Annotated in this window: 16 protein-coding genes and 1 tRNA gene; 10 read left to right on the forward strand and 7 right to left on the reverse strand. The window is 55.4% G+C overall.

Features of this window, described 5'->3' with window-relative positions; all coding sequences use genetic code 11:
• The first annotated feature begins 3 nt into the window (after positions 1–3).
• Genes ACR0AW_RS14425 through otnC form a run of 5 tightly spaced genes read left to right on the forward strand, consistent with a single transcriptional unit; the run spans position 4 to position 4,508 of the window.
• Positions 4–1,515, forward strand: coding sequence for a tripartite tricarboxylate transporter permease (locus ACR0AW_RS14425; RefSeq protein WP_170638038.1), 1,512 nt, complete (start codon positions 4–6; stop codon positions 1,513–1,515).
• Positions 1,515–1,802: a putative quinol monooxygenase gene (locus tag ACR0AW_RS14430; RefSeq protein ID WP_170423472.1), complete on the forward strand. Its 288-nt coding sequence runs from the start codon at positions 1,515–1,517 to the stop codon at positions 1,800–1,802. Before ACR0AW_RS14425 ends, ACR0AW_RS14430 begins: the two co-directional genes overlap by 1 nt.
• A complete protein-coding gene (locus tag ACR0AW_RS14435) occupies positions 1,799–2,599 on the forward strand; it encodes an N-acyl homoserine lactonase family protein (RefSeq protein WP_170733518.1) in 801 nt (266 codons plus the stop codon). The genes ACR0AW_RS14430 and ACR0AW_RS14435 overlap by 4 nt, the downstream gene beginning before the upstream one ends.
• Positions 2,593–3,870, forward strand: a complete 1,278-nt coding sequence (otnK, locus tag ACR0AW_RS14440; RefSeq protein ID WP_170733519.1) for a 3-oxo-tetronate kinase — start codon at positions 2,593–2,595, stop codon at positions 3,868–3,870. Before ACR0AW_RS14435 ends, otnK begins: the two co-directional genes overlap by 7 nt.
• Positions 3,867–4,508 carry a 3-oxo-tetronate 4-phosphate decarboxylase gene (gene otnC / locus ACR0AW_RS14445; RefSeq protein WP_170733520.1) on the forward strand — a complete coding sequence of 214 codons (642 nt, stop codon included), beginning with the start codon at positions 3,867–3,869 and terminating at the stop codon, positions 4,506–4,508. The genes otnK and otnC overlap by 4 nt, the downstream gene beginning before the upstream one ends.
• A gap of 263 nt (positions 4,509–4,771) precedes the next feature.
• On the opposite strand, the gene ACR0AW_RS14450 is transcribed toward otnC, so the two are convergent.
• The 3 genes from ACR0AW_RS14450 to ACR0AW_RS14460 form a co-directional block, all read right to left on the reverse strand.
• Positions 4,772–5,761 (reverse strand): HupE/UreJ family protein, encoded by a 990-nt coding sequence (locus tag ACR0AW_RS14450; RefSeq protein WP_170637440.1) that lies wholly within the window; start codon positions 5,759–5,761, stop codon positions 4,772–4,774.
• Positions 5,758–6,588 carry a peptidyl-prolyl cis-trans isomerase gene (locus tag ACR0AW_RS14455; protein ID WP_170597593.1) on the reverse strand — a complete coding sequence of 277 codons (831 nt, stop codon included), beginning with the start codon at positions 6,586–6,588 and terminating at the stop codon, positions 5,758–5,760. Before ACR0AW_RS14455 ends, ACR0AW_RS14450 begins: the two co-directional genes overlap by 4 nt.
• Before the next feature lie 158 nt (positions 6,589–6,746).
• A complete protein-coding gene (locus ACR0AW_RS14460) occupies positions 6,747–8,669 on the reverse strand; it encodes a DUF3604 domain-containing protein (protein WP_170733521.1) in 1,923 nt (640 codons plus the stop codon).
• Between the two features lie 237 nt (positions 8,670–8,906).
• On the opposite strand from ACR0AW_RS14460, the gene ACR0AW_RS14465 reads away from it, so the two are divergent.
• Positions 8,907–9,350 (forward strand): hypothetical protein, encoded by a 444-nt coding sequence (locus ACR0AW_RS14465; RefSeq protein WP_170733522.1) that lies wholly within the window; start codon positions 8,907–8,909, stop codon positions 9,348–9,350.
• Between the two features lie 611 nt (positions 9,351–9,961).
• On the opposite strand, the gene ACR0AW_RS14470 is transcribed toward ACR0AW_RS14465, so the two are convergent.
• Positions 9,962–10,037, reverse strand: a tRNA-Ala gene (locus ACR0AW_RS14470).
• Between the two features lie 137 nt (positions 10,038–10,174).
• Positions 10,175–10,498, reverse strand: coding sequence for a TIGR02300 family protein (locus ACR0AW_RS14475; protein ID WP_170402007.1), 324 nt, complete (start codon positions 10,496–10,498; stop codon positions 10,175–10,177).
• A gap of 100 nt (positions 10,499–10,598) precedes the next feature.
• Between ACR0AW_RS14475 and ACR0AW_RS14480 the strand changes: the two genes are divergently transcribed.
• The 3 genes from ACR0AW_RS14480 (at position 10,599) to ACR0AW_RS14490 (ending at position 13,211) form a co-directional block, all read left to right on the forward strand.
• Positions 10,599–11,291 carry a M48 family metallopeptidase gene (locus ACR0AW_RS14480; RefSeq protein WP_480439232.1) on the forward strand — a complete coding sequence of 231 codons (693 nt, stop codon included), beginning with the start codon at positions 10,599–10,601 and terminating at the stop codon, positions 11,289–11,291.
• 30 nt (positions 11,292–11,321) lie between these two features.
• Entirely contained in the window at positions 11,322–11,969 is a 648-nt protein-coding gene (locus tag ACR0AW_RS14485) for a GntR family transcriptional regulator (RefSeq protein ID WP_170395556.1), read from the forward strand.
• A gap of 111 nt (positions 11,970–12,080) precedes the next feature.
• Entirely contained in the window at positions 12,081–13,211 is a 1,131-nt protein-coding gene (locus ACR0AW_RS14490; RefSeq protein WP_170733523.1) for a lytic murein transglycosylase, read from the forward strand.
• A 4-nt stretch (positions 13,212–13,215) separates the two neighbouring features.
• Here the strand turns inward: ACR0AW_RS14490 and ACR0AW_RS14495 are convergent, their stop codons facing one another.
• Entirely contained in the window at positions 13,216–14,178 is a 963-nt protein-coding gene (locus ACR0AW_RS14495) for an acetyl-CoA carboxylase carboxyltransferase subunit alpha (protein ID WP_170395560.1), read from the reverse strand.
• Positions 14,179–14,299: 121 nt separating this feature from the next.
• On the opposite strand from ACR0AW_RS14495, the gene ACR0AW_RS14500 reads away from it, so the two are divergent.
• A complete protein-coding gene (locus ACR0AW_RS14500; protein WP_170733524.1) occupies positions 14,300–15,133 on the forward strand; it encodes an AraC family transcriptional regulator in 834 nt (277 codons plus the stop codon).
• Between the two features lies 1 nt (position 15,134).
• Here the strand turns inward: ACR0AW_RS14500 and ACR0AW_RS14505 are convergent, their stop codons facing one another.
• The gene (locus ACR0AW_RS14505; RefSeq protein WP_170663985.1) at positions 15,135–15,731 is read right to left on the reverse strand and encodes a LysE family translocator; all 597 of its coding nucleotides are present in this window, start codon (positions 15,729–15,731) and stop codon (positions 15,135–15,137) included.
• Positions 15,732–15,763: the final 32 nt, after the last annotated feature.

Consider the following 15,763-nt stretch of genomic DNA (forward strand, 5'->3'; position numbering starts at 1 on the left):
CGGATGGACTTTATCCTTTCGCAACTGGCTGGGTTTGGGACCGCATTCGTTGGTCTGGCAGTGGACCCGCTGACCTATCTGTATTTGATTGCATCCGTGTTCCTAGGCATCACGTTCGGCGCATTGCCCGGCCTGACCGCAACGCTGGCAGTGACGATCCTGACGGGATTTTTCGGCAACAAGATCCCATTGGACTATTCGCTTATCGCTTTGCTCGGGGCCTATGTCGGCGCGATTTACGGCGGCTCTTACCCGTCTATTCTGCTGAACATACCTGGCACAGCAGCCAGCGCGGCGACGGCCATGGATGGCTACCCTCTGGCCAAAGCAGGTCGAGGGGGCGAAGCACTTGGTCTGACCACAACGGCCAGCTTTATCGGTACGGTTATCGGGACTATCACGCTTTTGATTTTTGTCTGGGCACTGCTTTTGGTTTCGAAGAACATCGCGAGTCCGGAAAAAGCACTCTTGGCTTTGTTTGGCATCCTTCTATCTGGCACACTTATGAGCGAGGATCTGGTGATCAAGGGATGGATCGCCGGTCTGATCGGGCTTGCAATGTCTATGGTGGGGCTCGATCCGCTTCTGTCTGAGCCGCGCTATACTTTCGGCTGGTCTTACTTGTTGAGCGGGTTTCAGGTCGTGCCAGTTTTGATGGGGGCCTTCGCCATCCCCCAAATCATCGACGGCTTGAGGCATGTTGAGGCCGGGAAAGTTCTGGCCCTGAAAGGTCGCATCCTTCCGAACCTACGCTCCATCCGACGCTACCTGCCCACCATTGGCCGGTCAGGAGTGATTGGGACCGGGGTGGGAGCGCTTCCTGGCGTCGGCGAAGATGTCGCCGGTTGGGTCAGCTACGGTGTCGGCAAGACCGTATCTGCCGAGGGCGACAAGTTCGGAAAAGGGTCATTGGAAGGTCTGCTATGCTCTGAAACAGCAAACAACGCCTGCATTGGGGGCGCGCTAATCCCGCTTTTGGTTTTGGGCATTCCCGGTTCACCACCCGCCGCGGCTTTAATGGGGGCTTTCAAGATCAACAACGTGATCCCGGGCCCCACGATAGACCCCGAGATCATTCTGCGCGTAGTCGCAATCCTGGTGTTGGCATCCCTGACTATGTTCTTGATGGGCCTGTTCACTGCTCGGGTCTTTATCAAAATACTCGCCATACCGCAGACCATCTTCTTGCCGGTTGTGATGGTTCTGACAACAATCGGGTCCTTCAGCGTCGGTGGTGGCATCAATGATCTCTACCTGATGCTTGGTGTCGGCGCCGTCGCCTATTTTATGAACCTGATGAAGTACCCAATCGCTCCATTGGTCATTGGGGTTATACTGGGAAGCCTGTTTGACGAAACTTTCCGCCGATCGCTGTTCTTGTCGGACGGGGATCTTTCGGTCTTCTTTTCACGACCCGGTGCGGCCATTCTACTTGTGCTCAACGTTGGTCTGATCCTCAGCCAACTGCCCGTGGCAAAGCGCGCTTTCTCACGTCTGAAAGGACTTTCCGTCTGATGTTTGTGGTTACCGTCACCTTCACTCTCAAGCCCGGTACGAGAGAAACCTTTTTGCCGCTAATGGTCGAAAACGCTTCAACCTCTTTGCGTGAAGAACCCGGATGCCAGCAGTTTGACGTTTGCCTAGGCGACGATCCCGAGACAGTTTTTCTCTATGAGGTTTATGATGACAGCGTGGCGTTCTCCGCCCACCTGGAAAGCGCGCATTTCCAGTCCTTCGATACGGCTGTGGCTGATATGATCGCCACCAAGACTGTTCACCAGTATTCCGAGGTCATCCGATGAACGATTGGGAAATTCACGCCGTGAAATACGCGGATCGCAATGCCCGCACTCGACGCGACAGCTTCATATTGGATGACAATCACGATGCACCTCACGCGATGGACTATTTCGTTTGGGTGCTCAAGCGTGGCAACAAAGTTATACTGGTCGATACCGGATACGACGGCGACGAGGCAGCCGCCCGTGGACGTCCTATTGTGATGGACCCACGCGAGGCTTTGCGCCCATTGGACATCATGCCTGAAGCGGTGACCGAGGTTATCGTGACCCATCTTCATTATGACCACGCTGGGGGGCTGCATATGTTCCCAAATGCGAAGTTGCACATGCAATCGGCGGAAATGGCCTTCGCCACAGGTCCCTGCATGTGCCACGACCACTTACGCGTGCCTTTCTCGGCGGGCCATATCTGCGAGGTCGTAAAGCGTCTCTATTCAGGCAAGGTCGTGTTCTACGACGGAGAGGCCGAGATAGCAGATGGGGTGACCGTACACTGTATCGGCGGGCATTCGCGGGGGTTGCAATGTGTTCGTGTAAGAACAGCAGCCGGGTGGATGGTACTCGCCTCTGATGCCTCACACTATTACGAGAATTTCATGGCGCGCAAAGCCTTTCCCATCGTCGTCGACCTGCAGGACATGATGGATGGTTTCGAGACACTCGAGAAGTTAGCCTCACATCCTCGACTTATCGTGCCCGGCCATGATCCACTTGTGCGCGAGATTTTTCCCGTCGGAGCAGCACCGCACATCCATAGGCTGGATCCAGGGCCGACGAAGGACATTAAAATATGCTAATCGGCGTCATAGCGGACGATTTCACTGGTGCGAGCGACATTGCGAACACCTTAGCAAAGGGCGTCGAGCCGGAAGGTGGATTAAGAACCGCGCAGTTTCCAGGTATTCCGGATACCCCGGCCGACAAAGAGATCGAAGCGGGTGTCGTCTCACTCAAGAGCCGCACTGCACCTGTCGAAGAATCTGTTGCGGACAGCCTGCGAGCCCTGCGATGGCTTAAAGATCAAGGATGCCGCCAGTTCATCTTCAAGTATTGCTCGACCTTTGATTCCACTAGGCGGGGAAATATCGGCCCGGTTGCGGAAGCGTTGGCCAACGAACTGGGCGCGCAAAAGGTGGTTTTCTGTCCAGCCTTTCCGACAACGGGGCGCACCATCTATCACGGCCATCTATTTGTGTTCGGCAAGCTGTTGAACGAGTCCGGGATGGAAAATCACCCTCTTACTCCGATGACGGATGCCAACATCAAGCGTTGGTTGCAGTATCAGACCCAAGAAGCGGTTGGGTTGGTGCCAGTCGACATCATAAAGCAAGGACCAGAGGCGATTGCTGATGCTTTGCGGAACGCAGACGAGCGCTTTGTGATCGGTGATGCGATTTCGGACAAAGATTTGCTGGCCTGGGGCGAGGCTCTGATGGATGCTCAGCTCATTACTGGGGGATCTGGGATAGCGCTGGGGCTACCCAAGAACTTCGTCAGAAAAGCTTCGTCCAAAAGAGGTGGCAGTGTATTCACAGGTATCGCTGGGCCCGCCGCTATCCTTGCAGGGTCTTGCTCAGGTGCGACCCGTGGTCAGATCGATGTTCATGCGAAATCCCATCCGACATTCGCCATTGACGTTCCGGGTGTTATGTCCGGGGATGTGACTATGCAAACGCTTCTGGATTTCTTTGAAACGCATCCGGGTCAGGCACCGCTCGCCTATTCATCGGGAAGCCCGGATGATGTGCGCGCGGTACAAGGTCAATTTGGCCAAGAAGCCGTGGCGGAAAAGCTGGACAATCTCTTTGCAGATACCGCGCGCGAGCTTGTTCAGAAGAGCTACAAGCGATTGGTGGTTGCCGGAGGGGAGACGTCGGGAGCTGTCGCCAAGGCTGTCTCTGAGGCACTGGGGTCACCGGCCATGTCAATTGGGCCAGAGATTGACCCGGGCGTGCCAGTCCTAAGCGTTGGAAAAACTGAACCCATTGCGTTGGCTTTAAAGTCTGGGAACTTTGGCGCTCCGGACTTTTTCTCGAAGGCCCTCAGAATGATGGAGGCCGGCAAATGAGTTCTGAAGAACAGGCACTACGGCAGCAAATGTCGGAGCTGTGTGCCTCGCTGTTTGCACGTGGCTTTTCCGTTGGCACTGCGGGCAATGTCTCCGCGCGTTTACATGACGGGATCCTCATGACGCCAACGAATTCCACCTTGGGCGATATCGACCCCGAGCGCATCGCCAAGATTGATTTGGATGGTAATCACGTCTCCGGTGACAAGCCGACCAAGGAAGTCTTTCTGCACCAAGCTTTCTATGAGACGCGGCCAGAAGCTGGCGCCGTGGTCCATCTGCATTCGACCTGGGCCACCGCACTGTCCTGTCTGGAAGACACCGATCCCAATGACTGTATTCCGCCGCTTACACCTTACGTGGTCATGCGCGTCGGTACAGTCAAACTGGTTCCATACGTCAAGCCGGGCGATCCGAAATCTGGTGATTTGATCCGCGATCTGGATGGCAAATATAGTGCGGTTCTGTTGGCCAATCACGGTCCCGTCGTATCGGGAGAGGATCTGTTTTCAACGGTCTCTGCAGCAGAAGAGCTGGAAGAAACAGCCAAGTTACTCCTGGCGCTACGGGGGATGCCAACCCGAATGTTGGATACAGAACAAGTCGCAGAACTCAAAGAGACTTTCGGAGGCACTTGAGCGGACACCGAATAGAGTTGTGTGCAAACCTTTGGACATATCGTGTAAAACTATGCGCAAACGCCACGTAAACTTATGGGCAAACTTCCAATATCTTCACTAATGAAATCAATATCGGAAATGGAGCGTTACGAGAGCACCTTCATCGTTTGGAACTATGACCATATGCAAATTAAGGAAATATGGGTGAGTAAATGTCATTCACTATCTGTGCGAGCAGTTGTTAAGAAAGCTTAAGAAGAGAGCATTGAAAGCCATTACGATTAAAAACTGCCTACTCGTTCAATTAGCCAGTACATCGACACCGAACCGATGCTATAGGCTGTAACAAGCGTTGTCTTTTGGCTGACAGGAAGCGCAATAAATCGCCAGACTATAAGCAGGATAGCCAAAGCTCCGACAAAACTCAGTTGTCCGGCCTCGACACCAAGGTTAAATGCAAGCAAGGCTGCGGGAATATCGTTAGAGGGAAGTCCGATCTCGGCTAAAGCGCCAGCAAAACCAAGACCGTGCAAAAGCCCAAATCCGAAACAAACGATCCAGGGGCTCTGTTCTGAAAGCCGGAGCCGACCTTCGCTACCCTTTACAATCTCCATCGCCAAAAAAACGATGGAGAGCGCAATAACCGCCTCGACCGGTGGGCCGGGAACATTCAAAACGCCGAGTGTTGCCAGTGCTAGTGTTATCGAATGCGCAAGCGTGAAAGCTGTAACGGCTCCCACCAGTCTCCAGGGATCACGGACCAAAACAAACAGTGCAAAGACAAACAGCAGGTGATCCCAGCCTTCTAGTATGTGTTCATAACCCAACTGAAAATAGGCTATGAAAACAGACCATGTTGTCTGTTCAAAAGGTATGTTTTGGATGGCAGCATCCGGGGTGAAACGAAGCGTGGCAGGCTCGGCGTGCAGAGGATGCACACGGACCAAAACGTCGTTCTTTTGTGCCGCCAGTCCGTCGATCTCAATGGATTGGCCCGCGATCTCAGCACGGCATTCGACAACCCAGGAAGAAACCCACGCTCGCCCATCGGAGATTGGGTCAGGGCCGTGTGTGGGTGTACAGCCATCCGGTAACACCGCATCAATCGCCATTGGTTGACCATACACATCTGGTTTTCGCCAATGAACACTCCAAGTGTCCGTAGTGATTTGTCGAATTTCCAAGTATCCCGGATCAAGCGCATGCGCGTTGGCGTACCCCGTGGGCCACGCGAACAGCAGAGCAAACATCAAGCTGAAGAAGAAGTTCATTTGACCTGACCTGTGAGATCGGGTGCTGTGATCTCATAATTGTCGGCAAGAGCCTCGTATTGCGCCTGCGCCAAATCTTCGCTCATGGCGCGACGCCAATCACGAAGCACCACACTGTGGATCTCTTGCAAGCGAGGTATCCGGCTTGGTTCAATGGCAAGCACTTTCACCAGATGGATGCCGTAACCTGATTGGACCGGCCCCATCCACTGACCTTTTTCGAGATTGGCGAGACCATTGGAAAATCCGGTTCCAAAGACCGAGTCGATTACCCGTGTCGCGGTTAGGGGCATTGATGCAGGCAGCAGTGTCGCGCTTTCCAAGCCGGAAGTCTCTTGTTCCGCACGCAAGGCGGCCAGTGCCCTTTCAATCTCGGTCTCACTTGGTCCTTCACCAAGAAAAACTTGAGTGAACGCGACCTTGTTGGGTGTCGCGTAGCGGTCCGTGTTTTGTTGGAGGAAAGCCTCTAGATCTTCGTCTTCTGGAATAACTGAAGCGGCGATGGCTTCGGTCAGAAAATCCATCTTTTGGCTCAGCCGCGACCTGATCACGCTATCTCCGCGTTCTAAACCAAGTTTTCTTGCTTCCCTAACTAATACTTCTTCGCGAATTGAAGCGTCGACCAACGCTTGTAACTCGGAACCGCTTGGCTGGCGTTTCCACCTTGCTTCGAACTGTGAAGCTAACAGCGCGGCATCACTTTCGCTTATAGTTATCGTCTCCGGATCTGCAGCGGCGTCGTTATCTGGTGATATTATGTGGAACCAAATGAATATGGCAGCTCCGATCAAGAAGAAATGGAACAGAGGTTCTTTCACTATTCGCATGAAGGCTCCTGCGTGAAACGCGATACGGCATTATGTTTTATGCTGGCATCAGGCAGTTGAATAACACAAGGAATTGCAACTCAAGGCGCGCCGCTTATCATAAGAGCGTCCCGAGTTAGTGATTGCGACCTGGGTCCCCAAATCTGCACGAAGTAAGGTCACTCTGCCGGCGTGTACCAAATCGGCGAGGAATACGCGCGCTCCTGATGCGTAAGTACCGCATCTTCTGGCAGCTCCGCACCAAACCTCAGTTTGTCGTACAACACCCAGCGTGGGGTTGGGATTTCGAGCGCACGTACGTAATAGAATGCCCGCGCATTTGGATCGAAATCAGGGTCAGACCAAACGGTTACCAGTTCGGCGGTTCCAATTGTATTGGTCCAGCTGGCGGTTTCCAGATCCACGGTATTCCCAACCGCAGGGATCTTGCCGTTTTGATCGGCAACACGGTTGTCCGACCATGCCACGTCATAGACGTTTTCCTGCAAAGCACCTTCGGAATCGAGCCATCCCTTTATCACCTGCACGCGATCCAGGTTGGCCCCGACCGGGTCGCGCAGAGCAGCGATCAGGAATGTGGGCGGACCTTCACCCTCGCGAGGTCGCAGATCCGAACCCATTGGAACACCTTTTGTGTAGCCCACATCCGCAAGGAAGCGAGTTTCAACATCAGCGTCATCGAAATCCCATCCGCCAAAGAACCGCAGACCAATCCGCGGTCCAGTGCTCGCGTAGGTTTCGCGCCGCTTGAACGCATCGAAGATCGCTGCGCGAGTATTGTCGGTCGCCCAAACGGCCGTGTACCCGGAAGCTACAAGGAGGTCGCCAGGAATTTCGCCAAGATCGTTGGCGATGAAAGGATGCTTTATTCTCGTGGCCGAAGGTTCAACGCTGACGGATTTTCCGAAGAAGTTGTCTTCCTCAGCAGTTGCCAGAGACGTATGGCTGTCCGTCGCGCCGCCCATGCCGAACTTATATGGGTTCACGCCGAACTTCTCTTCCAACAATAAACCGCGCTTCAAAGCTTCTCGGGCGTACTCGCCGGCCAGCATGTCATCGGATTTCAGCTCGGTTATGTCGAGATTGCCAACGTCCCAGTTTTCGTAATCCGCGAATTCGTCGTCGGGGCTCAGATAGGGGTGCGCTTCGCCGTCGCCCTTGATCTGAGTGACTTCGTAATGGGGCTCCCATTTTGCGCGGGCAGCCACATATTCCTCGTCGACCTTGCCACCGTGATAGGTGTCTTCGGTCGGGAACATCCATCCGTTCGACAGGTTGCCATTATGGGCGAAAGCTACCGCGCGACCGCCAGTATTCTCCTGATACTCTTCAAGCCAGGCATAAAGCGCCTTTGGATCAGTATCACCGTAGGGAGGTTGCGTAACCGGAGGCACCATTTGAAGCGCTCTGATGGGCCCATCACGCAGCATGACGTTCCGGTGCAGGTTGAATCCTTTTGGTACGGAGGTCCACTCAAAGCCAATGAAAGCAGTAAAATTACCGGGATCGTTATGTCGATCTGCTGCAAGGACAATGTTCTCCCAAGTAAAGGCAAAAGCATCGGCACCTGGGCTGTAAGAATTAAGAAGAACTTCCGGCAGAGTCATTTGCGAGAAGTTGGTGATAATGTCGAACGCGGCCTTTCCGGCCGCTTCGCCGCCAGCCATGTACCCTTCGTACCACTCCAAACCTTTTGGATCGGCAAGAACGCCCGGTTTGCCAGCTTGCAGATCTGGGGCAAACCCCATCAAATCTGTGTGGTCTGTTAGGACCATCCAGTCCAAAGGCCGGGCTAGCCGAACAGGCAGTCCAGTCGAAGAAATGACCTGTTCGCCCTTGGCGAAACGCCAGGCATCATCCGGTAGCAGGGTGTTCCCAAAAGCTCCGGCGTCAAGCGAAAGCCCGGTGTGAAGGTGGGTGTCCCCCCAAAGCGGGCGTTCAGGGAAGCTGCGATTTGCGTAGGGAGAGTAAGGTTGCTCTGAGAACAAGCCTTCGGCTGCTTCTTCACTGGGCACAGCGTCGGCAAAGACACTCGTTGGTGCCAATCCCAGAGCGAAAAAGCTTAGCAACATACGAAGCATTGTGACCTCCCAAATCAACTTTTACCCGGTTGTTTCGATAGACTATATCACAACAACTTCATATTCGCATTTCCTTATGTCACAACGAGTTTTCTCTTTGGGAAATTTTTAGCTGATAGCGTCATTGCGGCGATGCAACAATTAAGTGAGGCCTAGTAGACCTATCCTATAGTGTCCCGATGGGCGTGTAGCCTGAAAAGATACCTTCAGACAACTTTCCGGTCTGAGGATGAGGAAATGAGATATGAAAAAGGAAATCAAATGTCTCATATCCGCACGGCGCGCATCGCACGAAACAAACAAGCACGCGCTCGCAAATTCCTGAACTATTGCGGTGAACTGCCGTGTGAATTCCCTGCTAAGACAAAAGTCCCGGCGAATTATTCGTGGTGTTCACCGGACCTTAATCGTCGGAGTGACCTCGACGCCGAACAAGAAGATTTAGAGAAAAACAAGAAATTCGCCGTCCACTGGCTTTTGGCAACAATATCTTCCACAGTTACAACGTTTTACGGCGCGCCAATCTTGGCAACGGCCATTGAGGAGTTCATAAATTGCGTTGACTTCACCGGGACCGAAGGGATGAGGTCTGGAACAAGTGCATCTGGCAACGGGGGCGTAGTCATTTTGTCACTTTCAGGGGTGCCCAGAAGTAGATCCGCTAGGCTTGCCAACAGCTAGTTCCTTTCCGCCACCGGCAGACATCGCCGTACTCAGCACAGTTCTATTTCTGGCGATCTTTACGAAGAACGATTGTATTTACCAAAAATCGACCCACTACGGGGAAGCTTACAAAGACCCCATTTCAACTCAGCGACTGAAGCGGTATCCTGTGTAAGTCGAAATGCATACAAGCACGACTGCTGCGAACGCTGGATCAATGAGTTCTAAGCTCATTTCGCCCAGCATCATTGCCTCTAGGGGCCGAGTTCATCCCTAAATGCGTTTGCCTCCTTTGGTACTTCCGTGAAGTGCTCATGCACCTTTGTGCGCAGTTCGCCGTGGTTTATGCCTTATGTTTCTATGTGCTTTGTTTTTATGTCGCCGCGCACCGCAAGACGCCGTGCCAGAGTACCAGCCTCTTTAGGGCATCGTTTACGCAAAAACATCCGAAGGGTTCTTCGTTTGGTGTTTGGTCTATTGTGGGGTTTTGGTCTTGTGTCGGGCAATGGCCAACGAAAGTAGTAGACGCCATGTCTGGACAGTGAGAGATACTCATGCAGCTTCATTTTGTGTCACACCTGTGTGTCACACCGCTCTTATGCTTGCTATCTAGTTGTATTGTTAGGTTTTGGTGGAGCCTAGGGGAGTCGAACCCCTGACCTCTTGCATGCCATGCAAGCGCTCTCCCAACTGAGCTAAGGCCCCATAAAGGTACCGTCGTAACGGTGGACGGACGTTTATGAGACGCCGTCGATGAGTGCAAGTCCTAAAATCGGAATCGGCAAAAAATTCAGACCGACTTCGCGGACCGGGTCGAGGCGGCGGGGCCGCCTCGGGATCCATCAGTTTTCGTCTTCTGACGACATGTCCTTGATATCGTCGAGTGAAACGTTATCGCCATCGTCATCGTCGTCCAGCAGATCATCGTCCAGTTCGACATCGACGTTGTCGTCATCATCCAGAACGATGTCTTCGTCCGACGACGCTTCGCGCGCCTTGACCGATGCGGCATCTTCAGCATCCGCGGCGATCATCCGGCTTTTTCCGGTGTCCAGCTCCACGACCTCGCCCGTATAGGGGCTGACGATCGGGTCCTTGTTCAGGTCGTAAAACCGTTTGCCGGTTGTCGGGCAGACACGCTTTACGCCCCATTCTTCCTTGGGCATATCAAATCCCCTTGATATCAGGTGAATCTCATCAATGATTCAGGTCACCTGCCACATGCGGCAGGCACTGTCAAAGCCTTTGCGCAAAGGAGGCCCACCTATGGGGCGACACGCATTGCCCGGAACGCCTCCGGTGCCACTGACACTGCGCAGATCGGCGCGCGCACGGCGGATCAGTTTGCGAATTTCCCAATTGGATGGGCGGGTTACGCTGACCTACCCGACAGGGGTGGCTGAAGCCGAAGCGCTGGATTTCGCACAGCAGAAAGAGGGCTGGATCCGCGGGCACCTGCAGGATCGACCTAGCCTTGAAGCAGTCGGCGTAGGGCAGTTCATTCCGATCGAGGGTACGGCTCGGCGAATCGTTTCTGCATCGGGTCGGAGGGTCTTGCTGAGTGGCGATGCGATCGGGGTTCCGCCCGGTGCCGAAGCACGGCGACTAGCGCGGTTTCTAAAAGAGCTTGCCCGTGATCGTCTGACCGGTGCGTGCGATGATTACGCGGCGATGCTGGGGCGGTCGTACAGTAGCCTTACTTTGCGCGATACGCGTTCGCGCTGGGGGTCGTGCAGTTCTGCGGGCGGGTTGATGTTCTCGTGGCGGTTGATCCTCGCCCCGACAGAGGTTCTCCATTATGTGGCCGCGCATGAAGTGGCGCATCTTGCCGAAATGAACCACTCACCTGCGTTCTGGGCGCAGGTCGAGCATATTTTTGGCCCTTACAAAGAACCACGCCGCTGGCTGCGAGACAACGGGGCTGAACTGCACAGATATCGCTTCGACTCCGTCGCTTGACCTCAGCGCGATTTGTGATCACATAAACTCATGTTAACCTCACGCCCCGCCGAGTCTCATACGGCAACCCATGATCGCGTTTATCGCGCCCTCAGATCCCGCATCATGCATGGAGAGATTGCCCCGGGGCAGGCGTTGACGCTGCGCGGGATTGGCAAGGAATTCGGTGTGTCGATGACTCCGGCGCGCGAGGCGGTGCGGCGTCTGGCGGCAGAAGGTGCTTTGTTCCTGTCCACCTCCGGTCGGGTATCAACGCCGGAACTCACGCGCGATCGGATCGAAGAGCTGGCGGCGCTGCGCGCGCTGCTTGAGGTTGAACTGGCCAGCCGGGCCCTACCGCGCGCGCATATGGCGCTGATTGACCGGTTGCAAAGCATCAACATGGCAGTGGCCGAGATGGTCACGAAACGCGATGCGGTGGGATATATCCGTGCAAATCTGGAATTTCACCGCACGCTGTATCTACGCGCACAGGCCCCCGCGATGCTTGCCATGGCCGAAACTGTCTGGCTGCAGCTGGGTCCCACGATGCGTGCCCTATACGGTCGGTTGCGGAGGACCGAGCCACCGCACTACCATCGCCTGATCATCGCAGCACTCAAGGCAGGGGATGAGCCTGGGTTGCGACTAGCAGTGCGCTCGGATGTGACCCAGGGCTTGCGCCTGCTTGTGACCTGAGCGGCATGTTGCCCATCTTCCAATTCAGTTGATTTCGGATGTCGCTTTGCTGGCTTGAGCGACCGGGCTGCGCTATTCTAAGCGCAAATCACAACAAGAGCAGATTTAACCATGATTAATCGAAGAGTGTTTTCCTTAGGGCTTGGGTCAACCTTGTTGGCGGCCTGCTCCACAGGCACGGCACCCAACAGTGCCCCGGCTTCGCGGATGCGTGCGGTTCCGAACGCAGGATGGGATGCCTGGGTGGCCAGTTTCAAAAATCGGGCAGCGTCGCAGGGCATTCCACAAACGACCCTTAACCGAGCGTTTCAAGGCGCCGGATATCTACCCGACGTGATCGAACGCGATCGCAATCAGGTGGAATTCAAACGCTCGCTTGAGGATTATCTGGCGATTGCTGCGTCGGACGAGCGGATCAGCACCGGCAAACAGATGCTTGTGCGGTACGCAGGGACCTTGTCGCAGATCGAAGCGCAATACGGCGTCGACAAGGAAATCGTCGTGGCCGTCTGGGGCCTGGAAAGCCGTTATGGTGCACGGCGCGGCGATGTGCCGGTGATCTCGGCAACGTCGACTCTGGCCTATGACGGGCGGCGCGGAGCGTTTTTTGAGAAGCAACTGGTGGCGGCGCTGAAGATCATTCAAGAGGGCGATACGACCCCGGCTAACATGACCGGCAGCTGGGCCGGAGCGATGGGCCACACACAGTTCATTCCGACGTCCTACCTTGCTTATGCAGTCGATTTCACCGGCGACGGGCGGCGCGATATCTGGTCCGATGACCCAGCAGATTCACTTGCGTCAACGGCTGCTTATCTGGCACGTGCCGGTTGGGTGCGAGGGCAGCCTTGGGGCGGTGAAGTCGGCACGGTTTCGGGCACGCCGGCGGCAGTGCTGCAACCGCAGACGCCCGGCCCACGTATTGCTGTGTTCCGCAATTTTCAGGTGATCAAGCGCTACAACAATTCGGACAGCTACGCGATCGGCGTAGGTCATCTTTCTGATCGCATTGCTGGCGGCGCGCCGTTCCAAGCGTCATTCGGGCCGGATGCGACCGGTTTGACACTGGAGGATCGTAAAGAACTGCAGCGCCGCCTGACATCCGCGGGCTATGACACACAAGGCGCAGATGGTGTTATCGGCAAGAATACCGAGGCGGCAATTAGCGCCTACCAGCGCGCCAACGGGTTGTCCGTGACTGGCCAGCCTTCGGTGGCTCTGTTGCAGCGGTTGGGTGGCTGACGGGTTAAGCCGCCAGCCCTTTCGAACCGATATCCAGGAACTTCTGACGGCGGTCCTTGATCAGGGCTGCCGCGTCTTTCCCATCAAGCTCTTCCAGCATCGAGGCAATTGCAGACCGCACGGCTTCGACCGCCGCCGGGCGGTTGCGATGTGCACCGCCCTTGGGCTCGGTGATGATGTGGTCACAAACGCCCAGCTTGTGCAGATCCTGAGCGGTAAGGCGCAACGCTTCGGCGGCCTCGCGCATTTTTTCGGCATCTTTCCAAAGAATCGACGCGCAGCCTTCGGGCGAAATCACCGAGTAGACCGAATGCTCCAACATCGCTACGCGGTTCGCAGTCGCAAAGGCGACCGCGCCACCAGAACCACCTTCGCCGATGATTACGGACACCAAAGGAACGCCAATCTTTAGGCACATCTCGGTTGAGCGCGCGATCGCCTCGGACTGGCCACGTTCTTCCGCCCCCTTGCCGGGATAGGCCCCAGCTGTATCGATCAAGGTGATTACCGGCAGGCCAAAGCGGCCCGCCATTTCCATCAGGCGTACGGCCTTGCGATAGCCCTCGGGGCGGGCCATGCCGAAATTGCGTTCAATCCGCGACTTGGTATCGCTGCCTTTTTCGTGGCCAATCACCATGACGGGTTGATCGTTGAACCGCGCCAAACCGCCAATTACCGCCAGATCGTCGGCAAAGTTCCGGTCACCGGCCAGAGGAGTGAATTCGGTGAACAGTGCGTCCACGTAGTCGTTGCAGTGTGGACGTTCAGGATGCCGTGCAACCTGACATTTCCGCCATGGTGTCAGATCGGCATACAGCTCATCCAGAAGCTTGGCGGCCTTGGCATCCAGCGCGGCGGCCTCTTCGGTCACATCCATTTCTTCATTGGCACGGGCCAGCGCGCGCAGCTCTTCAGCTTTGCCTTCGATCTCGGCCAGCGGTTTTTCGAAATCCAGATACTGGGTCATGACGCCTCTCAACGCGGAAGTTCCCTGCTATATGACTAATGCTTGTCCGGGATGCAACTCAGCAAGATTTGTGGTTGTGGAATATGCGATCACCGATGGGCAAAGAGAAGGAAGGATACTGATGGCCGCCAGCTACGAAGATCGCGTGTTGCGCGTGTTGGCTTACATCCACGATCACCCCGCTGGGGATCTGTCGCTGGATGCTTTGGCCGAGGTCGCAGCCATGTCGCGGTTTCACTGGCATTGCGTGTTTCGCGCCATTACTGGCGAGACCTGCGCGCAGGCCACCCGTCGGATACGCCTGCACCGTGCCGCCTGCTGGCTGGTGCAAACAGACAGACCGGTTACGCGGATCGCGACCGACATTGGCTATCCGAACCAAAAATCCTTTGCACGGGCCTTTTCCGAGGCCTACGGCAGCTGCCCCACCGCGTTTCGACGTGCGGGGCAAATACTGCCGGCCCATCCAGTGTTCAAAACCGGAGGATATCCGATGCATCCCGTAACAACCCGAACCGAACCGTCCCGCCGAGTCATAGCGCTGCCACATAAATGGGCGTATGCCGAGATTGGCCGCAGCTTTGAGGCCTTTGGTGCCCTGTGCGAATCCCGCAAACTGTGGCCGCAAGTCGGCCCGATGATCGGGCTGTATCTCGACAGTCCGGACGATGTGCCCGAGGATGAATTGCGCAGTTTTGCAGGTGCTGAATTCTGCGGTGATGATACGCCCGAGGGGATGGAAGACCTTGAAATTCCGGGTGGCAAAACAGCGGTGCTGACCTTCAAGGGCCCTTATTCCGGCCTTCACGGCGCGTATCAGGCATTATTTGGCAATTGGTTGCCCGAGTCTGGCGAAGAACCTGCGGACCATCCGTGTTATGAGATCTATCTCAACGATCCACGAGAAACGGCCCCCGAGGATCTGTTGACCGAAATTTGCCTGCCGCTCAGGTAACCTAATTCGGCCACAGCACCGGATAGAGCGAGGCCACAAGCAGGGCCGCCATCGTCCAGTTGAAAACCAGCAATCGGTGCGGGTTCGTCAGGATTCGCGCCATTTGCTGTCCAAGAACCGTCCAGGTGCTGACCGAGGGCAGGTTGATGGCTCCGAACACAAGCGCGACCAGCAGAATCGCGTTGATCGTTTGGTCGGGCGCATAGGCGGCTGTCGCGGTCAACGCCATCGCCCAGGCTTTTGGGTTCACCCATTGGAACGCTGCAGCCTGCAGGAACGTCATCGGGGTGCCTGCAGCATCGGCACCTTTGGCGGGCGCTGCGTGGGCGATTTTCCAGGCCAGATACAGCAGATACAGAACCGACAGTACTTTTAACACGGTATGACTGATCGGATACCGGTCAAAGATCTGAACCAGACCCGCCCCCACCAGAAGCACCATAAAGGTAAAGCCCAAACCAATGCCCAGCATATGCGGGATTGTCCGGCGAAAGCCGAAATTCGCACCCGATGCCATCAGCATAAGGTTGTTAGGGCCTGGAGTGATTGACGAGACAAAAGCAAACGCGATCAGGGCCATCAGGATATCGTAGGTCATGGCTGCATTTTCTCGCTGAACCCGGCAAATGA

This window comes from Ruegeria sp. C5 (genome assembly GCF_056537605.1).